The following is a 20,588-nucleotide window of genomic DNA, read 5'->3' as shown; positions in this document are numbered from 1 at the left end:
GGGTCATAGTTCCTATCAGCATTAGCTAAACCATTCACGTGGCTGCTCCAGACGAAGTCTCTTAGGGAATAGATGGAAAAACTACCGCTAATCGAAGCTAATCCGGCGCTGGGAAGGATCTAACTGGAGAAACTCCATCTAAATCGTCGCTGACGAACGAAAACCGCTGGATGTGGTGAAAGTAGCGGTCCTGGGGTTCCTCGATTATGACCCACTGCAGGCAGTGGGCCTTAATCATCTATCCCCGAAGCTTGGCATGATGCTCAATGAGATCCTCATAATGTGTAAGCTTAAAATTCATGACAGACAGAGCTTCTTGCATGTCATTTATTTGCGACTCAATTTGGCGTTTATGTTCATTAAGGATATGGTGACAACTCTCATAATCATGAGCGGATGCAAGAGTCATATACCTTTCGATTTCCTTCAGCGGCATGTTGGTTCTCTTGAGCTTCGTCACGAAAATAATACGACTCAAATCTTCCTTATCGTATTCACGCTGACCATTTTTACTACGCTTGATTGTAGGCATTAAACCAATTTTCTCATAATAACGTATCGTGTCGTAACTGAGCCCAGTCTTACCCGAAATCTCAGCAATTGAATACGTTGGCTCCATGCTTTTCCTTCTTTCTAACTAGTTTAATTCCCCCTGAGATCAGTCGCTGAACTTTATCTGCGTCATATCCTCGCTAACTTGCCACAGTCGCTCTGCATAATCTGGATCAATCGCCCAGGGAAATACACCTTCTATGAGTTGACTCAGCCCTTGCGGAGCGTTCGCCGGAACAACTTCAGCAATATCTACATCCAGGCAGTAGACGCCGCCTTTCCCATTCAATTGTGCACTAGTCGCACACCATACGCTCGTAGCAGCTCCCTGCTCAGCCGTTTTGAATACCCCATTAGCGGCAACCTTTTCCTCATCTGACATAAAACGAACCAAATCGGTCATAATTCTGCCAGGATGAACGGAGAAGGCGCGAACTCCGTGTGCTTGCCCCCGTTTGTCCAGTGCAACAGCAAAAAGCGCATTAGCCGACTTGGACTGGCCGTATGCCTTCCATTTGTCATATTCCTGCTGCTCATAATGAATATCCTCGAAATTAACGCCTCCGAAGCGGACGCCAGTTGAAGAAACCGAGACAACTCGGGCGCTGCCCGCTTGCTTCAAGGCTGGCCAAAGCTGCAAAGTCAGCTGAAAGTGTCCCAAATGATTGGTCGCAAATTGGGATTCGTAGCCACGTTTGTCACGTACCAAAGGCGGAGCCATGATGCCCGCGTTATTGATCAAGATATCGAGCGCTCGCCCAGACTCCAGAAACTGCTGGGCAAATGCGTCGATAGAATCACGATCAATCAAATCCAGCTCCGCCAGCTCAACTCGCGGAATTCCTGCAACCGATGCGCGAGCTTTCTCTGGCGTACGCGCGGGTACGATGACTGTCGCACCTGCTTCAGCCAGAGCACGGGTTGTTTCAAGTCCAACGCCTGAGTACCCGCCAGTCACGATGGCCGTCTTCCCGCTTAAATCAATTCCTTCAAGTACTTCACGGGCTGTTGATTGGGCGCCGAACCCGGAATGGATCGGTTGTTGAGGGGTAACCTGGTCATTATTCTCTGTATTCATCTTCCTATTCCTCCTAATTTAGAGCTACTGCTTCTGGCAATCCGAAATGTCCTCATTGTGTTGCTTCTGCATCTTAACGCATGGAGTGAACTCCAGCGCAAGTAGCCTTCTATTCGGCTGCCTCGGTAGCTTATTGAAATTTCGCTGCAAGCGCAGCGCGTATCCGTATATGATTCTCAAGCTTTCCTCATCGTAAACAAACAACAAACCGGGACCCCATAGGGAGTCCCGGTCTTCTTATAACTGTACAACTGTCTGATTTTGCTTCGTATAGCGGTTTTCTGGTATCGGCAGCCCAAGATTTCCCCTTAGTGTATCTGCTTCATACTCTTCGCGGAACAGACCACGTTCCTGCAGAATCGGCACGACAAGTTCAACGAAGTCCTCAAGACCTTGCGGTGCTGCATGGCCAACAATGAATCCATCTGCTCCGCCTTCCTCCAACCATTCCTGCAGTTTATCCGCTATAACTTCCGGCGTTCCCAGGAATGTCGGCTTAGGCGTGGCCACTTGGAGGGCTACCTGGCGAAGCGTTAGTCCCTCCGCTTTGGCCCATGCTTTCATTTTGTCCGTTGCGCTCTGGAAGCTATTGCGGCCAAGATCACCCAGCTCCGGGAATGGCTCATCCAGTGGATATTGCGAGAAATCGTGATGCTCATAGAAGCGGCCGAGGAAATCCAGCGCTTTGTCGATCGATGTGAGATTGGCGATTTCCTCATATTTACGCTCCGCTTCTTCCTGGGTCCGACCCACGATTGGCCCTATGCCCGGGAGGATGACGATGTCATCGGGATTGCGCCCCAATGCTTTGGCACGTCCTTTTACGTCATCATAATAGCGCTTGGCATCCTCTAACGTCTCTTGACCGGTGAAAATGGCATTCGCCACTTTAGCGGCAAAATTCTTGCCGTCCTCCGACGCACCTGCCTGAAAGATAACAGGCTGCCCTTGCTTAGAACGCGCCACGTTAAGCGGCCCTTTGACAGAAAAGAACTCGCCTTTATGATGTAAGGTGTGCAGCTTCGATGGATCGAAGAATACGCCTTTTTCTTTGTCACGCACAAAAGCATCGTCTTCCCAGGAATCCCATAATCCTGTTGTGACTTCCAAATATTCATTCGCTATCCGATATCGCTCCGCATGAGCCGGATGCTGGTCTTCCCTCTTGCCATAGTTGAGCGCTGAGCCTTCTAATGGCGATGTCACGACATTCCAACCCGCTCTGCCTCCACTAATTAGATCCAGAGAGCCGAATTGCCGGGCAACTGTAAAAGGTTCACTATAGGATGTTGACAATGTCCCTACAAGACCGATTTTGGAGCTAATTCCAGCCAAAGCACTTAGGATGGTGATAGGTTCAAACCGATTTAGAAAATGAGGAATGGATTTCTCCGTAATGTATAGACCATCCGCAATGAAAACGAAGTCAAACTTGCCTTCTTCGGCTTTCAGCGTCCATTTTTTATACAGTTCAAAATTCACACTAGCATCTGTAATCGCATCAGGATGTCTCCATCCAGAAATATTTCCTCCTACTCCGTGTAGGATTGCACCTAATCTCATCTTTTTCTTGCTCATGTCTCTTCCTCCTAGGACTTTATATGATTAAAACGTGAAAGTGAAAAGGTGTTCAGATCCGCTGTAGAGGACACTTGTTGAATAAGATCGGCGAGCAGCGCACCGACGCTACTTGCAAATTTGAATCCATGCCCTGAGAACCCGCCAGCCAGCAGAACATTCGCATAATGCGGATGCCGGTCAATGATGAAATCCTCATCAGGTGTTAACTCGTATTTGCAGACCGCTCCTCGTAACAGCTCCCCTGCTGATTGAGGTAAGAATGCAGATAACGTGCGGCGCAAGTCACCTTCATCCTCTTCCAGATGACCGAAGGGGGCTGCCTGCTCTCCTGGAGCCCAAGGCAATCCTCCGTCGTGGCGGCCGATTTTGATGCCAGCGCCGCCAATGTTCGGAAAACCGTAATACCCTCCCTCATTCGTTTCGAGGGTAAATCCGGGAAAAATTCCCGCATCGTATAAATGGACTCCAGTCCCAAACCAACCCACGGTTTTGCGAACCGCCCGAATCGGCAGCGTGACGAAAGGCTCTAAACTCTTGAACCAGGCCCCGGCGGTTATAATCAATTGATCCGCAGAGAATTCTCCTGCGCGTGTACGAACACGGACGCCTGCTCCGTCAGCTTGAATATGCTGAACCGGATTATAAGGCAGCAGCATGGCACCTTCGGCCAAAGCAAGCTTGCGGTACGCAGCGATACATTGCTCGCTGTATAGATAGCCAGCATTCGGCTCATACATGGCTTCATAAGACTCAGGCAATGTGATTCCTGCCCAGCGCCGGTGAACCTCTGAGGCATCGAGCATTTCCACTTGAACGCCTGCTTCACTGCAACCAGGCAACCTCGTTATGAATTTACCCGCAGAACGATCGGCCATATTGAGTACGCCGGAGCGAACGAACAGCTTATGCCCGCTGGCCGCTTCGAGTTCCCTCCATAAACGATCTGCCTCAAGCGCCAAGTTAATATAGGGCATCCCACCGCTGTAGGCATGACGGATTAACCGCGGCTCGCCATGATGGCTCCCGTTCTCGTGCGGGGGATCATACGAATCGATCATCAAGGTGCGAATCCCCCGCTTAGCCAGGTAATAACCTGCGCTCATGCCCATGGATCCGGCTCCGATAACGATCACTTCAAACGAATTTCTCATGCCAGACCTCCTCCAAAGCCTACCGCTCCGCAGCGAACCGTTTCAGCTCATCAACCGCCAACTCAGCAAAAAATAAGGCAGAGACGGATAATGCTCGTTCATCGATATCAAAAGCAGGATGATGCCATTCATGAGGTCCTGAAGTTCCTATAAAGGCAAAAAATCCTGGTATTTGCTGCTGGTAGAAAGCAAAATCTTCACCCGCCGGGGAAGGCTTCGGCGCCATGACCTCAAGACCAATCCGCTCAGCTACCTTAGCCGCCGCTTCAGCAAGTGCCGCATCGTTGTGCACGGGCGGCGGTCCCTGAAGCCAGCGGAAGGAAGCTTGAGCCCCGAAGGCAGCAGCGACGCCGGTTACAATGTCACCGAAGCGCTGCTTGACTCGGGTTCGCACGTCATTGTCGAATGTCCGCACCGTGCCGTCCAAAATAGCTTTCTCCGGTATGATGTTCCAGGCGGTCCCTGTATGCAGTCGCGTTACGCTGACAACGGCGCTCTCAAGCGGACTTACACTACGGCTGACAATCGACTGGAGAGCCGTAACCAGATAAGCGGCAGCTACAACCGGATCTACACTCGCTTCTGGTACGGCAGCATGTGAGCCAATGCCTTCCAGCTCTACGAGAAAGCCGTCAGCAGCAGCCATCAGTGGCCCTGAACGAATGCCAATCGTACCTACAGGAAGATCCGGTTTATTGTGCATGCCGTAGATCGCCTTAACCCCTTCAAGTGCCCCGGTTTTAATCACTTTATTGGCCCCCGCTGCCTTCTCTTCCGCCGGTTGGAATACCAATCGAACGCTGCCAGCCAGCTCGTGCTCCCTCTCTTTTAAAAGCAAAGCTGCACCTATTAATGCGGCAGTATGAAAATCATGACCGCATGCATGCATTTTGCCTCCATGCTTGGAAGCAAAGCTGAGGCCAGTCTCTTCTTGAATCGGCAGGGCATCGATATCCGCCCGCAACGCAAGGGTTGGCCCCCCGTGCAGTCCGCCGACTTCAGCAATCAAACCTGTTTCCAGTTTGAATTCCGAAACAATGCGGATATCCGCCGCCTTGAGTGTGCTTCGGATAAACGCCGTTGTCTCGAATTCCTCATGCGACAGCTCTGGGTATTGATGAAGATGACGCCTGATAGCAACCAGTTTTTGTTGAAATCTACTTTCCTTGCTGACGTGAATTGCTGTCATTATGCCTCCTACTGTTTATTTGACCTTAGTTACCCGGTGCGATTCGCAAGAAAAAACTGTAGAATCTCCGATTGCTCGCCATTCAAACTGATTAAATTCGTCTGCAGAGCGACGCTCGCAACCCCAGCTAAATCTACGGGGTGTAGAAGCTGATCACGCACTTCCTTATTGACACATAGTCCAGGGAGGAAACATAATCCAGCCTTGTTCATAACCAGCTTCTTGGCAGTCTCCGCGTTATCCGTTTGAATTTCGATTGCCGGAGGTTTATCCAAGCTTTGAAAAAGCCTATGAATTCTCAGCCAATCCAGCGAACCGCATTCAAAAAAGACAAAGGGATGATCGACGATCAAGTCAAGAGGCACCTCTTTTTGACCTACCAGCGGATGATCCGCATAAGCATATAACCGAATAGGATCTTCGTAATATTTGACCGAATGTAGATTAGGATGGCTAATGTTCCGAACGAAACCGATATCGAGCTCTTTATTCAGAACTTTAGACATAATTTCGTCGGTCGTCGCTGTTGTTAATTTGATTTGAAGTCCCGGAAACTGACTTTTTAACTTAGGAAGCAATTCCGGCAGCATATAATTGGAAGCAGACACTGTGCAGCCCAGACGAAGCTCTTGCGGATCCGTCCGCTGACGCTGAATGTGCTGCTTACCTTTCTGATACACTTGCAGCAACTGCTGTGCATAAGGCAGGAATTGCCTGCCCTTCTCTGTCAGCTGCACTTGTTTACCTAGTCGGTCGAACAGCCGAATGTCCAGCTCCCGTTCAAGTGATTGAATCCGGGCTGTGACCGATGGTTGTGACAGGAACAAAACTTCCGCCACTTTATTAAAACTGCCATAGTGGTACACATAAACGAACGCCTCGATATTTTCAATATTCATACGCGGTACCCCAGATCCAAATAGAATAAGATAAGTCAGTCAGCAACCAAGCACAAAAAGACCTCCGAGCCCTTCATCTGACGAACATGCAGATATAAGGCTTCACAGGTCTCCGGCTGCCCGGTTGACAGCTATTGAATTATTCTATACTTTACCGATAAATACCAAGTATGTCAATCGGAATTTACAAGTTTAAAAATAAGGGTCATGGCAAGCCACGAAATGTTCTTGACCCACTTCGCGGAATTGCGGCTCTTCCGCAGCACATCTTACGGTAGCAGCAGGGCACCTTGTGCGGAATCTGCAGCCTGATGGAGGATTAGCCGGTGACGGAATCTCCCCCTCAATCGCTTGGAACGAGTGCTGCCGAAGCGGATCGGGAACCGGGATGGAAGCCACCAGCGCCCTTGTATATGGATGCGCCGGATGGCGGAATAACTGTTCACTGGGTGCAATTTCAATCAGCTTCCCTAAATACATGACGCCGATACGATCAGATACATACCTGACAACATGCAAACCATGACCGATAAACAGCATCGTAAGGTCAAGCTGCTTACGCAGTTCTTGCAGCAGATTAATAATCTGCGCTTGAACGGATACATCAAGAGCCGAAACCGCTTCGTCAGCGAGTAGGAATTTTGGCCCCAGAGCAATCGCTCTCGCGATGCCGATACGCTGCCGTTGTCCGCCAGAAAACTCGTGCGGATAACGGTCATAGGCCTTCGGATCAAGTCCAACAAGGCGCAGCAATGTCTCTACGGATTCTCTCTTTTCCTTCCCCTTCCTGCCCCCATGCACGGCAAAAGGTTCGCCAATAATATCTCCTACCTTCCAGCGGGGGTCAACAGAGCCATGAGGATCTTGGAAGATCATCTGCATATCCTTCCGTTGCTGGCGTAACATAGAGCCTGACAATGTGCCTAGATCTTGATTTTCGAATAAAACGGTACCGGAAGTCGGCTTCTCCAGATGAAGCAGCAGCCGTCCGAGCGTCGACTTGCCGCTGCCCGATTCGCCGACCAGACCGAATGTCTCGCCCTTTCGAATCGTGAAAGATACATCATCGACAGCTTGAATCCATTTCCGGTCTCTTGAAAGAAAAGAACTCTTCAGCGGGTAATGCTTCGTAACATGGCGCAGCTCAATGAGCGATACCGCCTCCTGCTTAGAGTTATCTTCATCAAGAACAGGACGCTCGCGAACTTCAACTCCTGAAACCAGCTCCGATACCCCGGTATCCCGCAGTTCCGGCAGTTGATCAGCATACCAGCAAGCCGATTGACGGCCGCCCTTCTCCTCCAGCGCCGGCGCCTCACGGGTGCACAATTCTGTCGCATAGGCGCAGCGGGGATGGAAACGGCATCCCGACGGGAGATTGTTCATACCAGGTATCGAACCTGGGATTGCATAGAGGGGCTGAGAGCGATCACTGTCTAATGTTGTAATAGAGCGCAGCAGCCCCAGCGTATATGGATGCCTTGGCTGAGTGAATAGATCCACAGCCGCCGATTCCTCGACGATTTGTCCGGCATACATCACAATGATCCGGTCTGCCATCTCTGCCGCAACCCCAAGATCATGTGTAATCAGCAGAATGGACATATTAAACTCACTTCTCAGCTCGTGCAGGAGCTGTAGAATTTGCGCTTGAATCGTCACATCCAGAGCGGTTGTCGGCTCATCTGCGATCAGCAGCTCCGGTTTGCCGCTTAGAGCCATCGCGATCATAGCTCGCTGCAGCATCCCGCCAGAGAGTTCGCCTGGATACTGCTTAAGCCGAAGTTTCGGCTCTGGGATGCCAACTCGCTGAAGCAGCCGGGCAGCCTCCTCCTCTGCCTCTCGGGCCGTGATACGGCGATCATGCCGCCTAATTGTTTCTGTGATTTGACTGCCAATTGTAAAGACAGGATCAAAAGCCGCCATTGGCTCTTGAAAAACCATTGCAATTCTCTTCCCCCGCAAAGAACGCAGCTCTTGCTGCGGAAGCGTCGTAACATCGACATCACCGAGCTTGATAGTGCCGGAAGTAATCGTCCCGTTCTCATGTTCAATTAAGCGCATGATGGCTTTGGAAGTAACGGACTTTCCGCTTCCAGACTCGCCGACCAGACACACGATTTCACCGGCCTGAATGGAAAAGCTTATATCGCTGACAGCCTGCATCACATTCCGATTTACAGCAAATTCTACGCCAAGCTGATCTACAGATAACAATGCACTCATCCCTGCTCCCTCCTAGGATTGTCGTTTCTTGGGATCAAGCGCATCGCGCAGTTCATCGCCGAGGACATTGATCGATAGTACGAACAGCGTAATCGCCAAACCCGGAAACGTACATATCCACCAAGCTACGGTTAAATAACCCCTGCCTTGAGAAAGCAAGGCGCCCCAATCCGGTATTTCTTTTAGCACGCCAAGCCCCAGAAAACTAAGACCGGACCCGGTCAGTATCGATGTTCCCACACCTATAGCCGCCATAACCAGCAGCGGAGATAAGGAATTAGGCAGAACATGCTTCACAAATAAAGAAAGCTGTGTCGCCCCGATGGATCGGGAAGCGGTAATGAATGGCCGATTTTTGACACTAAGTATCTGCCCGCGCATGACACGCGCATAGTTAGGAACTGCGGCTAATGCAACAGCGAGTATGATATTCCAAAGCCCAGGCCCAAGCGCTGCAGCAATCGCGAGTGCCAATAGTACACTGGGAACTGTCATCACGATATCGTTCAACCGCATCAGCACACGGTCTGTCCATCCCCCGAAATACCCCGCGTAGGCACCGATCAGTCCTCCCAGAAGTCCTCCGACAATAACAGAAGCAAAACCGATGAATAGAGACTCCCTGGCGCCATACACAATAAGACTGAAGACATCCCGGCCAAAATAATCCGTCCCTAACACGTGAGCACCGCCGGGAGGCAGCAAGATTTGATCCGCTTGCATGTCAGTCGGCATATAAGGCGCAATCCACCTAGGCACGATGGCGCAAATGATGAGAAATACAACAACAAGCGTTGACGCATATAAAATGAACCGTGAAGGGCTGAGATTCAGATTCTTACGTTGAATGGTCAGCCCGGCTCGTTTGATACGCCACAGGGGTTTCGCATTGACAGCTTCTCTCATCCTCATCATCCTCCTTAAAGTTTTCGTTAGGATACTGACTTCGCAAGCATAAACTTAACTCTGGACTCGCCTGACCCGGGGGTCAATATAGGCATATGAGATATCGACGAGTAGATTCACCAGGACATAAATGATGGCCGAGAATAAAATAACCCCCTGCACAACCGGCAGATCCTTCGCCATAATGGCATCCGCAATGATTCTGCCGATGCCCTGACGCGAGAATACCGTCTCAATAACAACCGTGCCAGCGAGCATCTCGCCAAGCAGAATCCCCAGCATGGTAACCGCAGGAATGAGGGCATTGCGCAGCGCATGGCGGTACATCACAGAGCGCTCAAGCAGCCCCTTAGCGCGAAGCGTGGTAATGAAGGCTTCTCCAAGTACTTCCAGCATGGCATTTCTAACCATACGAACAATGAAACCCGCCCCTAGCATGCCGAGTGTAACCGCAGGCAGAACCAGCGTTTGCCAGCCGCTAGAGCCAATCGCAGGCAGCCAACCGAGAAACACAGAAAATAAGAGAATAAGCAAAATCCCTGACCAGAAAGTTGGCATAGAAATACCGAACAATCCGACCATTCTAGCGATGATATCAATCGGTTTATTGCGATGAATCGCCGACAACACCCCGAGCACAAGGCCAACAATAACGGAGATCAGCGAAGCTGCGGCTGTAAGGGCCAGTGTCGCTGGGAAGTGCGTCATAATTTTGGGCAGAACAGGCTCTGAGTTCACTAATGATTTACCGAAATCCAAGGCAAGCACGTGGCCGAAATAGGTCGTAAACTGCTCCAAAAACGGTCGGTCTACACCTAGCTGATGACGTAAATTCGCAATCGCTTCAGGGCTCATCGTGCTCGGATCGATCATATTCATCACAACATCTCCAGGCAGCACATAAAGAACACAGAACACCAAAACCGAAGAACCCAAAATAACGCCTAAAGAACTGATGAATCGGACTACAATTGCGTTAACCATCCGAACGGCCTCCTTACTTTTTGAGGATCGACGCGTCGTTGAACAGCGGATAGCCTAAGGAATCAAATTTGATACCATTTACATTTTTTGAGGCTGCAACGGTGTATGGGAAAATGTAAACTGGAATGATCACCGCATTGTCGATGATATAACGCTGCACATTCTTATAAATATCCTTACGCTTCGCTTCATCCGCTTCCACAACTCCTTGCTCAAGCAGCTTATCAACAGCTGGATCTGATAAATGAGAAAGCGAAGGACGAGCATTCGGTGCTGTTGTGTGGTAGAACGAATTCAAGGCAACAGGATCGGAGTTCACTTGGCTATTGCCATAGAGGTCGTAGGCTTGAGCTGTATAAATGACACTTTGAACATCCTTCGTTATCTCGACTTCGACGGCAACTCCAACTTTCTTAAGCTGCTGCTGAACGATGGCGGCAATATCATTGCGCTTCTCCCGATTCGGTGAACCATCTACATAATGCAGTGTTAGCTTTTTGCCGTCTTTCTCGCGTACACCATCTGCCCCTTTCACCCAGCCCAATTCATCAAATAGACGGTTTGCTTTATCAAGATCCGGTTTTATCTTATTTTCAAGCGAAGCATCGTAACCGAAAATCCCAGGTGTCAAAGGCGACCATGCACGTTGATAAGTGCCCAGGTATAGTGTCTTAACAATGGAATCTACATCAATCGCGGATTGCACAGCCTGACGCGCCTTCACATCATTCCAAGGAGCTCTGCTTTGGTTAAAAAAGAGCGTATACGGCAAGCCGCTTGTGTTTACTTGCAGAAGCTGAAGCTTGGCATCGTTTTTCAGTGCCACGATATTTTGCGGTGGAACCGTTTCTGCCGCCGTGACCTGCCCGCTCTGCACACTGCCAAGCCGTGTCGCCTCTTCAGGAATAATTTTGAACGTAATCGCGTCCAGATTGGCTTTGCCCTTATTCTCAACCAGTGCAGGGGCCCAGTTATAATCCGGATTGCGCTCGACTTTAATTTCGGAATTATCGTCCCATTTGACGAATTTGAAAGGCCCTGTACCCACGGGGTTTTTACCGAATTGATCACCGTATTTCTTGGCAGCAGTTGGAGATACAATACCAAGCATCGCCTGGCTTAAGTTACCGAGAAACGCGACAGATGGCGACTCCAGATTGAGCTTAATGGTATATTCATCAATGACTTCCGATGATTTGTATGGCTTCAGCAGGGCAGAAGCATTGGCTGCTTTCGTAGCTGGATCAAGAATACGATCATAGCTATACTTCACAGCTTCTGCATTAAAAGGTGTCCCGTCCTGAAATTTCACATCTTTACGGAGCTTGAAGGTGTAGCTTTTACCATCCGGCGAAATCGACCATTCTGTTGCCAGCCATGGTTTGATCGTGTTATCCGGCAGCTGCACGACCAGATTGTCATAGATCGTCCGGAATACTCTGACGGCAACGGCTAAACCGCTGCGGTGCGGATCAAGTGAATCCGGCGAGGTTGCCAATGCAAAGGAGAGTTCACCTCCGCTTGCCGCCTGTCCGTTCCCTGCAGCATTGACCGAACTTGCAGATGATGCCGATTGGCTTCCTGAGCCTCCGGTTCCTGCGCAGGCCGTTATAACTGTAATGGCAGCTGCCAGCAGCAGTGTGACCGGTATATAACGTAATTTCCTCATTGTGCGCACACTCCTATGTCAAATAAATAGATTAAGCTGACCAAACGCTGCTTGCAATCTCCCGGCGAAGCACTGGCGCAACCTCAGACGCGAACCATGCCATCTGCTCATGCTGCTCCGCTTCCGTTAGACCGTCCACACTTATCGACATGACCTGATGGCCATAAGCGGCCTGATAGGTCAATATTTTCTCAATAACACGTTCAGGACTGCCCACTAGCAGTGGCCCATTTGCTAAGTTATCCTCCAAATTAGTAAAAGGCGACTGGTTATGTTTAGCTGAATCCGTGGAATGAAAGGCTTCATAATACGGACGAAATCGGCGGATAGCTTCTTCTGTTGTTTTAGCCAAGTATAAAGTGCCTGCCCCCGCTCCAACGGTTGCATCCTTGGGATCATGCCCATAATAAGCCCATCTTTCCCGGTAGTGATCGATCAACGCTTTGTACTTTGGTAAAGGATGAAACGTATTGGACGAGAAAATGGGTTCGCCATATTGGGCGGCCAGCTCCGTAGAGAGCGGTGATGAGGCACTGCCGTGCCAGATCGGAATCGTAGGCTGAAAGGGTCTAGGCAAAATGGTAACCTCCCGCAACGGGGGACGATATTTGCCTTCCCAGCTGACATTTTCTTCGCTCCATAATCGTTTGAGCAGGGCATATCTTTCAGCAAGCGAATCCCATTGCTCTTCTTCTTTGATGCCAAATAACGGATAATGCCGGGGGTCATTGCCTTTCCCGATAATGAGCTCCAAGCGGCCTCCCGATAGGTGATCCAGCGTTGCATAATCTTCAGCTACGCGAACGGGATCGAGGACGCTTAGCACCGCCACCGTCGTCAGCAGACGAATGCGCGAAGTATGCGCAGCAATCGCTGTCAGTAGCACAGCCGGTGAGGAAGAAAGAAACGGAGGTCCGTGTCTTTCCCCAATACCGTAGGCATCAAAACCAAGCTTTTCCGCATAAATCGCCTGTTTAAGAATATTCTGGAACTTCTCTTGCGTTGTCAGTGTTTCACCGGTTACCGCATTGCGTATATTCATCACTAAGCTGAATAAAGCGAATTTCATAACCTGCCTCCTTGGCGATGCTGGCGAATTCTCTGAGCATGCAAGTGAGGATTCACAATTTTGCGCAGCAGATACATCGTGCCGTCGCCATTGCCCCGGTCAATCGCATCGATGCGCTCATAGCCTTTTCGCTCATACATATCCAGCAGCCATGGATGCTTCTCTGCTGTGGCAAGGGTGACTGCGGATGCTCCGAGCTCATCGCGAATGATCGCTTCCTCCACCCAAGTCAGCAGTTTCGTGCCGAGTCCGCTGCCTTGCGCATCAGGATGGACCGCGAACCATTTGAGAAAGGGATACTCCCAGTGCCACTTGTTGATAGCATCCTTGGATAAGGTTAACGTAGCGGCAATTTGTCCGTCATTTTCCAGAACGTAACAGGCGTTTTTCGCGATATTCTCTTCGATTAGTGCCAAATCTGCATGTGCCGCTGGCCATTGCAGCTTCAATTCGCGTATTGTGATATACGCATCGTAGATGATTTCCAACAGCCTCTCGGCATCTCTGGACTCAGCAAGGCGATAAACTTCGCTCATGAAGAGCTCACCTCTCGCTGGTTAGCATGAGCCAAAGAGCGTTTAATGCGATCGATTTGGGACAGATGGTTATATACATGCTTCGTAAAGCCCTGAATGATGTTCGTTATGCTTACGGGCTCGCCTTTCGCATTAATACCAGTCTTTTGCCAATCTTCGTCGTTTAAACGGTGAAATAAAATACTGTTATAGCGGAGCAACTGATGAAATATTGTCAAATTATCGGCAGCCGAACCGTCATTCGCCTTTTGTCCGCTGACCCAAGCATCCTGGTTAAAAGCAGGCAGTCGAACCGTCGTCCCCGCTAAAATGTCACGAATTCGGAAGGAAATAACAAGACTATGATCAGCTAGGTGGGTCAAAACTTCCGTTACACTCCAAGAAGCAGGGGCTTCTTTCCAACTTAATTGTTCCTGGCTTAATCCTTCTACAGCCTTAAGTAATTGGTTATACGTATCCAAATAGGGTTGAATGTCAGAGTGACTCATCGCTTATCCTCCTAATAATGTCGTTTCTACATCGTTCAATGCTTCTGCCAGCCTTTCATAAGAGCGGACTCTCTCTGCGAAATCCTCGATTCTAGCTGTAACGATGAATTCATCCACGCCTGTGAGCCGCTGTAAATCTACCAACTGTTCACGTACAGTTTCTTTGGAGCCTCGCGTGACTTCCGTCGTCTTCTCCTCAATGGTGTACGGTTCATTCGCCTGCCTTCCGAATTCCTCCGCTTGCTCCAAGGAACCTACCGTCGCTTTTTTGCCACTGGCCAAATACACTTTGTAGTGCTTCTGCTCAAATGCAAGGGCATGCGCAGCCTGATCTGTGTCTGCCACAATGACGGACAAAGCAAGGATAGCCTGCGGTGAACGGTTAGATTTTCGCTGAAAGTTGGATTTATACACCTGTATAGCTTCAATTGCTGCTGATCGGTCCCCATTAATGGATAAAGAAAAGACATAAGGAAGGCCTAACGATGCCGCAAGCTGTGCGCTATCGAGACTTGCGCCAAGCAAGTAAATATCAGCTGGATGACTGGCTATAGGCGATACTTTAATGCCGTGCAGCGGATGACTCTCCGGAATTTGGTTATTCACGTAGGCCTCCAGCTCGACGAGCTTTTCTGTCAGAGTCTGCGGTTCTGTGACACCACGCTGCAGCGCCTGTGTGCTGCGAGGCAACCCTCCCGGCGCTCTCCCAACACCCAAATCGACTCTTCCCGGTGCAAGGGAAGCGAGTACGTTGAAATTCTCAGCAACCTTATAGGGGCTATAGTGCTGCAGCATGATGCCGCCTGATCCGATGCGGATTCGCTCTGTTTTTGCTAGCAAATGCGAGATCAGCACTTCCGGCGAAGAACCGGCGAGAACTTCGGAGTCATGATGCTCCGACACCCAGAATCGTTGATAGCCGAGCTCCTCCGCTTTTTGAGCTAAACGAATGGTCTGGGCAAGCGCCTCAGACGCTGAGCTTCCGGGATAGATCGGACTTTGATCCAAAATGCCTATTGAAATCGTCATAAGGCTGCCTCCTAGATGGAATATGAAAGTTCTGGACGAATGCGGCTCAGGAACTGCTTGGTCCGCTCTTCTTTGGGACGGTTAAACAGCTCGTTCGGCTTCCCTTCCTCGACGATGGCGCCTTCGTCCATAAATACCACGTGACTGGCGACATCCTGCGCGAAGGTCATTTCATGTGTGACAATAATCATCGTGATGCCCTCTTTGGCAATCTTGCGGATGACAGCGAGCACTTCGCCGACAAGCTCAGGATCCAGTGCCGACGTCGGTTCATCGAATAAAATAACTTCAGGATTTAGCGCTAGTGCTCTGGCGATGCCGACTCGCTGCTGCTGTCCGCCGGACAGTTGAGAAGGATAAGCATCCAGCTTCTCCCCAAGACCAACCTTCTGCAGGAGCTCGACACTAATGCTCCGAGCCTCATCTTTGGGAAGCTTTTTGACAATCAGCAATCCTTCCATCACATTCTCAAGCGCTGTCTTGTGGCGGAACAAATTATATTGTTGAAATACCATCGCCGTCTTTTGGCGCAGCTGATGAATGTCCTTTTTGCTTGCTTTCTTGCAATCCACGCTAAAGTTATCAATCACGATCGCGCCGTCATTCGGCTTTTCCAAATAATTCAAGCATCGAAGCAGCGTCGTTTTCCCTGAACCGCTCGGCCCTAAGATGGCAACGACTTCCCCTTTGTTAACCGTGAGATTGATGCCTTTGAGCACCTGGTTCCGTCCGAAGGACTTGGTAATATTGGATAAATGAATCATAAGGTGCCACCTTTCACTGCGCGATCGACTTTAAACTTATAATTCCGATGCAATTACTAAGAATTTGATCTGATCTAACCTTATCATCCTTATTAAGCTCTCGTCTAATAGAGTTCTTCTATACATCGATACAACAATTCAATACACACCCGTGAATTCCCGGGATTTTGCTTACACGACACCGCTGCGATTGTATAGATTCAAACGTTTTTCCAACAAAGACGAGATGTTTTCGGCGATAATGGTCAAAATCCAGTAAATCACAGCCGCTGCGATGTAGGCCTCGAGATATTTCCAATTCCTCATCGCAACGATGTGCGCAGTCCCGTTCAATTCCTGCAGCGATATCATAAAAGCAAGCGAAGAGCCGTGCAGCAAGCCGATGAATTTGCTCAGTAAATTCGGCAGGCTTACGTGCAGCGCTTGCGGAAGGACGATCCGCCTCATTCCCTGCCAAGTCGTCATGCCAACCGAATAACCAGCTTCGAGCTGTCCCTTGGAGACAGACAGAATACCTGAACGAATCGTTTCGGACATGTACGCGCCAATATTCAGCGTGAAGGCTACGAAGATGAACAGCATGAGCGGGATCACACTCGAGCGCACACTCCAGCCATATCGTACTGCAAGGTAATCAAAGATCATGGGGATGGCAAAATAAACAAGCATAATATGCAGCAGAAGCGGCGTGCCTCTAAAGAAGGAAACATAAAACTGCGCGACACGGTGAATATATTTGATTCTGTACATGCGAATGAAAGCGATAATCACTCCGACAATGAAACCCGAGAATAAAGGGACGATGGAGAGAATAAGCGTCAGCGGCAGTGCCTTCAGCATGGCTCTAAAGGCTTCAAGCATAAATTGGAAATCGATGTGAATGGCTGCTCCCTCCTTTCCTTTTAGTCGAAAGCCGTGACTGCTTGCTCAAAGCGTTGAACCCTGCGCTCGAAACGATGGTACACGTATTCCAATAAAAGGACCACGACATAATAAATCATGGACAATGCGATCCAGATTTCCAGAAAATGATAGGTCGTGCCGAGCATCTCCGCTCGCCCGACTAAATCCATTACGCCCAGCGTATAGGCAAGGGAGGTATCCTTCAGGGTGCCAATCGTTAGATTGGCCACATTGGGCAACGCTACTCTCCACGCTTGAGGCAGAACGATTCGCGTCAGCACGGCATAGCTGCTCATGCCGATCGAATAGCCGGCTTCCGCCTGCCCGCGATCTATGGCGTTTACCGAAGCGCGGACAATTTCGGAGAAATAAGCGGCGAAATGGAGCGCATAAGTGAGAATAACAAAAACTAAGGGTTGAACATCGCTTACATCGATTCCGACTGCTTTCAGCAGCTCCGGCACGCCATAATAGACAAGAAATAGTTGGATCAGTATGGGTGTGCCTCTTGTGTAAGAAATATAAATAATCACAAGTCGATTTAGCAGGGGGATCTTGTACAGCCTTGGCAGTGCGACGACGAGGCCCAGCAGTACGCCGCATACAACGGAGGCCAGCACAATGAACAACGTGACGTGCAGGTAAGACAACAGCTTAGGCAAGTACACCCAAATTAGTGAAAAATCAAACGATTTCCCCATTATTGTGTCACTGTAAAATCTTCTCCTAACCATTTTTTACTTAGGCTGCCCAATGTTCCGTCTTTTTTGATTTCTTTTATCGCTTCATCAATCTTGCTTTTAAGTTCCGTTTCATCCTTGCGCAGCACATAGTAAATTTTGGATGTGTAAAGCACAGGACCAACGACTTTTTGCTGCGCATCAGCGTCCTTATTGCGTCCTGTTACTTGGAACGGTGTCGATATGGTTGCGTCTACACGACCTGTTTTAATCTGATTAATCACATCATTCGTTCCACCGCTGCCGGAGAAGACGAGTTCAAAGGGGTTCCCTTTGCTTTTGTTGTAATCCTGCAGCCAGACGGCGCCATTGCTTCCTGGAGAAGTAATGACCTTTTTGCCTTTCAGATCTTCAATCGAGTTCACGGTATTGTTGTCTTTGTTCACGACGACTTTGCTCGGCCATATGTTGTAGGCTTCATCGTTGAACAGAAACTTGGCTTGTCTCTCGCTGTTCACTTCGTATTGATTAACCGCTAGATCGACTTTGCCAGCTTCCAGACTCAAGAGGATGTTGGCGAATTCCATGGTTTTAAATTCAAATTCATAGTCAGGCAGACGCTTATCAATTTCCTTCGTCAATTCGATATCATAGCCAGTTAAGGTTCCCTTATCATCAAGGAATGTGACATCTTTAAAAGTACCGCTCGTACCCACCACGATTTTCTTCACCTTCTGTGGCGCTGCAGCAGCAGGCGCAGCTGCCGGTGAAGCTCCGCCTGCTGCTGGGGAGACAGCCTTTTCTTCTTTTGCTCCGCAACCTGCAAACAGCAATGCGGAAGTCAGGATAAACGTGGTCGATTTCAACAATTTCATAGATACATCCTCCTATTTATTCATTAAGTTTGGACTACAGCCAGCGCCAAGCGGTAGGCTTCAACCACCGTCGTTTGGTCAGCTGCGAAGAAATCATAGCGGGGCTCGCGTTCGAATCCCAGCCTGAGATAAAGCCGCACAGCGTCAGGCATTCGGCTCGACGTGTGCAAGCCGAGATACGCGAATCCGTCTTGCTTGGCACGCCGGGCACATTCTGCAATCAGCGAGGTGGCGATGCCTTTGCTTCTTGCAGAAGGATCTACGCCGAGGAGGCGAATTTCCGGATATGGAATGGTCTCGCTCAGCTTCTCATACAAACCCTCTTGAGGCGGATATAGAAGCGCTACTCCTACGAGCTTTTCTTCCTGCTCAGCGACAAGGCGCCAGGTATCTTCCGTGCGCTTCCACTGAGCCTTGATATTGCTTATGTATTGATCCCAGAACGCAGGACCAAAGCCGGTCTCATACTGACGGTAGGCTTCAATCGTCAAAGCGACGGCCTTTTCCCATTCATCGGGTCTAGCATCTCTTACGCTGACATCGATCGCGGTTGACATGCTAGCTCCCCCTCACCGCTTCAGAGTGCTGAATGTAACGGTTCACGGGTACATCTAGCCCCAGATTACCTCGCAGTGTGTCCTTTTCATACTCCTTGCGGAATATCCCGCGTTCTTGCAGCAGGGGAACGACCAAATCAACAAAATCAGCGAGTCCATTCGGTACGACAGTTCGGATGTTGAAGCCATCCGCAGCGCCTCCCTCGAACCAGTGCTGGATGAGATCAGCCACCTTCTCCGGCGTACCGATGAAATTGCTTCTCGGCGTGGAAGCTCGAAGTGCAATCTGCCGAAGTGTGAGCCCCTGCTCCCTAGCCTCCTGCTTAATGCGGTCTGTCGTACTTCGGAAGCTGTTGCTGCCGAAGTCGCCGAGCTCAGGGAACAGCTCATCCAAAGCATGCTGCGAGAAGTCATAATGCTCAAAATAACGTCCCAAATAATTCAGTGCCTGTTCAATCGTGACAAGCTCAGCGATTTCCTGATATTTGCGCTCTGCTTCTGCTTCGGTTCTGCCTACAACGGGGCCGATGCCCGGGAAAATCAGAATCTCGTCCGCTTGACGACCGTAAGCGGCAGCTCTGCTTTTTACATCCTGGTAAAAAGCTCGTGCTTGCTCGAACGTCTCGTGCCCCGTATACACGGCATCTGCTGATCTGGCAGCGAGATCTTTGCCGGAATCCGAGGAGCCCGCTTGGAATACAACGGGGTACCCTTGCTTCGAACGCGCAACATTCAGCGGTCCTTGAACGGCAAAGTGTTTTCCCTTGTGGTGCAGCGTGTGAAGTTTGGCGGAATCGAAGAATACACCGCTAGCCTTATCTCGGACAAACGCATCGTCCTCCCACGAATCCCATAACCCTTTTACAACCTCCAGATGTTCCTCAGCAATCTCGTAACGCAGCGAATGGTGCGGGTGGTCGCCCTTGCCGAAGTTAAGCGCCGAGCCTTCGAGGGGGGATGTGACGACATTCCAACCCGCTCTTCCCCCGCTAAGATGATCAATAGAAGCAAACTGTCTAGCCACTGTGAATGGCTCGCTATAGGAAGTAGATAGGGTTGCAACCAGACCGATATGCGTTGTTGCTTCGCTTAAGGCTGACAGCAGCGTCAGCGGCTCGAATCGATTGAGAAAATGAGGATTCGACTTTTCATTAATGAACAAGCCATCCGCGATAAACAAGAGATCGAATTTTCCTTGCTCAGCTTTACGAGCCTGCTCTTTATAAAAGGCTAAATTAACGCTCGCATCAGTTGGCACTTCGGGGTGCCGCCAGAAGGATATACTATTTCCTACACCGTTCAAATTAGCTCCCAGCTTTAACTGTCTCTTGGACATGGTAGTCACTCCTCTTTAACCATTAATACCGATGTGTATAATCGGATTTAATTTCATAGGATTACTATATCTCAACAGATGGTCACAGTGTATATCGCATTCTTCTATTCATCTAT

General features: G+C 49.7%; 20 protein-coding genes. All 20 read right to left on the bottom strand.

Features of this window, described 5'->3' with window-relative positions:
- Positions 1-238 precede the first annotated feature (238 nt).
- The 20 genes from GQF01_RS30550 to GQF01_RS30455 all read right to left on the bottom strand — a co-directional run bounded on the left by GQF01_RS30550 (position 239) and on the right by GQF01_RS30455 (position 20,472).
- Positions 239-619 carry a MerR family transcriptional regulator gene (locus GQF01_RS30550; protein ID WP_161410840.1) on the bottom strand — a complete coding sequence of 127 codons (381 nt, stop codon included), beginning with the start codon at positions 617-619 and terminating at the stop codon, positions 239-241.
- A 39-nt stretch (positions 620-658) separates the two neighbouring features.
- On the bottom strand, positions 659-1,630 hold the full coding sequence (locus tag GQF01_RS30545) for an oxidoreductase (RefSeq protein ID WP_161410839.1): 972 nt from the start codon (positions 1,628-1,630) through the stop codon (positions 659-661).
- Positions 1,631-1,867: 237 nt separating this feature from the next.
- Positions 1,868-3,208 (bottom strand): LLM class flavin-dependent oxidoreductase, encoded by a 1,341-nt coding sequence (locus tag GQF01_RS30540; protein WP_161410838.1) that lies wholly within the window; start codon positions 3,206-3,208, stop codon positions 1,868-1,870.
- Positions 3,209-3,219: 11 nt separating this feature from the next.
- Positions 3,220-4,362, bottom strand: a complete 1,143-nt coding sequence (solA, locus tag GQF01_RS30535) for an N-methyl-L-tryptophan oxidase (RefSeq protein WP_161410837.1) — start codon at positions 4,360-4,362, stop codon at positions 3,220-3,222.
- A gap of 19 nt (positions 4,363-4,381) precedes the next feature.
- The gene (locus GQF01_RS30530; protein ID WP_161410836.1) at positions 4,382-5,551 is read right to left on the bottom strand and encodes an amidohydrolase; all 1,170 of its coding nucleotides are present in this window, start codon (positions 5,549-5,551) and stop codon (positions 4,382-4,384) included.
- A 29-nt stretch (positions 5,552-5,580) separates the two neighbouring features.
- Positions 5,581-6,450: a LysR family transcriptional regulator gene (locus GQF01_RS30525; RefSeq protein ID WP_161410835.1), complete on the bottom strand. Its 870-nt coding sequence runs from the start codon at positions 6,448-6,450 to the stop codon at positions 5,581-5,583.
- Between the two features lie 192 nt (positions 6,451-6,642).
- The gene (locus GQF01_RS30520; protein WP_161410834.1) at positions 6,643-8,676 is read right to left on the bottom strand and encodes a dipeptide ABC transporter ATP-binding protein; all 2,034 of its coding nucleotides are present in this window, start codon (positions 8,674-8,676) and stop codon (positions 6,643-6,645) included.
- A gap of 12 nt (positions 8,677-8,688) precedes the next feature.
- On the bottom strand, positions 8,689-9,582 hold the full coding sequence (locus tag GQF01_RS30515; protein ID WP_161410833.1) for an ABC transporter permease: 894 nt from the start codon (positions 9,580-9,582) through the stop codon (positions 8,689-8,691).
- Between the two features lie 54 nt (positions 9,583-9,636).
- Positions 9,637-10,566: an ABC transporter permease gene (locus tag GQF01_RS30510; RefSeq protein ID WP_161410832.1), complete on the bottom strand. Its 930-nt coding sequence runs from the start codon at positions 10,564-10,566 to the stop codon at positions 9,637-9,639.
- Between the two features lie 13 nt (positions 10,567-10,579).
- Positions 10,580-12,235: an ABC transporter substrate-binding protein gene (locus GQF01_RS30505; RefSeq protein ID WP_161410831.1), complete on the bottom strand. Its 1,656-nt coding sequence runs from the start codon at positions 12,233-12,235 to the stop codon at positions 10,580-10,582.
- Between the two features lie 31 nt (positions 12,236-12,266).
- Entirely contained in the window at positions 12,267-13,304 is a 1,038-nt protein-coding gene (locus GQF01_RS30500) for an LLM class flavin-dependent oxidoreductase (RefSeq protein ID WP_161410830.1), read from the bottom strand.
- On the bottom strand, positions 13,301-13,840 hold the full coding sequence (locus tag GQF01_RS30495) for a GNAT family N-acetyltransferase (protein ID WP_161410829.1): 540 nt from the start codon (positions 13,838-13,840) through the stop codon (positions 13,301-13,303). The genes GQF01_RS30500 and GQF01_RS30495 overlap by 4 nt, the downstream gene beginning before the upstream one ends.
- Entirely contained in the window at positions 13,837-14,328 is a 492-nt protein-coding gene (locus tag GQF01_RS30490; RefSeq protein WP_161410828.1) for a DinB family protein, read from the bottom strand. The genes GQF01_RS30495 and GQF01_RS30490 overlap by 4 nt, the downstream gene beginning before the upstream one ends.
- Before the next feature lie 3 nt (positions 14,329-14,331).
- On the bottom strand, positions 14,332-15,357 hold the full coding sequence (locus GQF01_RS30485) for an LLM class flavin-dependent oxidoreductase (protein ID WP_161410827.1): 1,026 nt from the start codon (positions 15,355-15,357) through the stop codon (positions 14,332-14,334).
- A gap of 11 nt (positions 15,358-15,368) precedes the next feature.
- The gene (locus GQF01_RS30480; protein WP_161410826.1) at positions 15,369-16,121 is read right to left on the bottom strand and encodes an amino acid ABC transporter ATP-binding protein; all 753 of its coding nucleotides are present in this window, start codon (positions 16,119-16,121) and stop codon (positions 15,369-15,371) included.
- A gap of 171 nt (positions 16,122-16,292) precedes the next feature.
- The gene (locus GQF01_RS30475) at positions 16,293-16,982 is read right to left on the bottom strand and encodes an amino acid ABC transporter permease (RefSeq protein ID WP_202556785.1); all 690 of its coding nucleotides are present in this window, start codon (positions 16,980-16,982) and stop codon (positions 16,293-16,295) included.
- 41 nt (positions 16,983-17,023) lie between these two features.
- Positions 17,024-17,725 (bottom strand): amino acid ABC transporter permease, encoded by a 702-nt coding sequence (locus GQF01_RS30470; protein ID WP_161410825.1) that lies wholly within the window; start codon positions 17,723-17,725, stop codon positions 17,024-17,026.
- Positions 17,725-18,579, bottom strand: a complete 855-nt coding sequence (locus tag GQF01_RS30465; RefSeq protein ID WP_161410824.1) for a transporter substrate-binding domain-containing protein — start codon at positions 18,577-18,579, stop codon at positions 17,725-17,727. Before GQF01_RS30465 ends, GQF01_RS30470 begins: the two co-directional genes overlap by 1 nt.
- A gap of 23 nt (positions 18,580-18,602) precedes the next feature.
- Entirely contained in the window at positions 18,603-19,136 is a 534-nt protein-coding gene (locus GQF01_RS30460) for a GNAT family N-acetyltransferase (RefSeq protein WP_161410823.1), read from the bottom strand.
- Between the two features lies 1 nt (position 19,137).
- Positions 19,138-20,472, bottom strand: a complete 1,335-nt coding sequence (locus GQF01_RS30455) for an LLM class flavin-dependent oxidoreductase (protein WP_161410822.1) — start codon at positions 20,470-20,472, stop codon at positions 19,138-19,140.
- Positions 20,473-20,588: the final 116 nt, after the last annotated feature.

The sequence above is a fragment of the Paenibacillus silvestris genome (assembly GCF_009882985.1).
Lineage (GTDB): Bacteria > Bacillota > Bacilli > Paenibacillales > NBRC-103111 > Paenibacillus_E > Paenibacillus_E silvestris.
This window is presented reverse-complemented; position numbering and strand designations above follow the sequence as displayed.

Bases quoted from the DNA above. Each gene is read 5' to 3' on its own strand.
- GQF01_RS30550 (WP_161410840.1), bottom strand. From the start codon at position 619: ATGGAGCCAACGTATTCAATTGCTGAGATTTCGGGTAAGACTGGGCTC.
- GQF01_RS30545 (WP_161410839.1), bottom strand. From the start codon at position 1,630: ATGAATACAGAGAATAATGACCAGGTTACCCCTCAACAACCGATCCAT.
- GQF01_RS30540 (WP_161410838.1), bottom strand. From the start codon at position 3,208: ATGAGCAAGAAAAAGATGAGATTAGGTGCAATCCTACACGGAGTAGGA.
- solA (WP_161410837.1), bottom strand. From the start codon at position 4,362: ATGAGAAATTCGTTTGAAGTGATCGTTATCGGAGCCGGATCCATGGGC.
- GQF01_RS30530 (WP_161410836.1), bottom strand. From the start codon at position 5,551: ATGACAGCAATTCACGTCAGCAAGGAAAGTAGATTTCAACAAAAACTG.
- GQF01_RS30525 (WP_161410835.1), bottom strand. From the start codon at position 6,450: ATGAATATTGAAAATATCGAGGCGTTCGTTTATGTGTACCACTATGGC.
- GQF01_RS30520 (WP_161410834.1), bottom strand. From the start codon at position 8,676: ATGAGTGCATTGTTATCTGTAGATCAGCTTGGCGTAGAATTTGCTGTA.
- GQF01_RS30515 (WP_161410833.1), bottom strand. From the start codon at position 9,582: ATGAGAGAAGCTGTCAATGCGAAACCCCTGTGGCGTATCAAACGAGCC.
- GQF01_RS30510 (WP_161410832.1), bottom strand. From the start codon at position 10,566: ATGGTTAACGCAATTGTAGTCCGATTCATCAGTTCTTTAGGCGTTATT.
- GQF01_RS30505 (WP_161410831.1), bottom strand. From the start codon at position 12,235: ATGAGGAAATTACGTTATATACCGGTCACACTGCTGCTGGCAGCTGCC.
- GQF01_RS30500 (WP_161410830.1), bottom strand. From the start codon at position 13,304: ATGAAATTCGCTTTATTCAGCTTAGTGATGAATATACGCAATGCGGTA.
- GQF01_RS30495 (WP_161410829.1), bottom strand. From the start codon at position 13,840: ATGAGCGAAGTTTATCGCCTTGCTGAGTCCAGAGATGCCGAGAGGCTG.
- GQF01_RS30490 (WP_161410828.1), bottom strand. From the start codon at position 14,328: ATGAGTCACTCTGACATTCAACCCTATTTGGATACGTATAACCAATTA.
- GQF01_RS30485 (WP_161410827.1), bottom strand. From the start codon at position 15,357: ATGACGATTTCAATAGGCATTTTGGATCAAAGTCCGATCTATCCCGGA.
- GQF01_RS30480 (WP_161410826.1), bottom strand. From the start codon at position 16,121: ATGATTCATTTATCCAATATTACCAAGTCCTTCGGACGGAACCAGGTG.
- GQF01_RS30475 (WP_202556785.1), bottom strand. From the start codon at position 16,982: ATGCTTGAAGCCTTTAGAGCCATGCTGAAGGCACTGCCGCTGACGCTT.
- GQF01_RS30470 (WP_161410825.1), bottom strand. From the start codon at position 17,725: ATGGGGAAATCGTTTGATTTTTCACTAATTTGGGTGTACTTGCCTAAG.
- GQF01_RS30465 (WP_161410824.1), bottom strand. From the start codon at position 18,579: ATGAAATTGTTGAAATCGACCACGTTTATCCTGACTTCCGCATTGCTG.
- GQF01_RS30460 (WP_161410823.1), bottom strand. From the start codon at position 19,136: ATGTCAACCGCGATCGATGTCAGCGTAAGAGATGCTAGACCCGATGAA.
- GQF01_RS30455 (WP_161410822.1), bottom strand. From the start codon at position 20,472: ATGTCCAAGAGACAGTTAAAGCTGGGAGCTAATTTGAACGGTGTAGGA.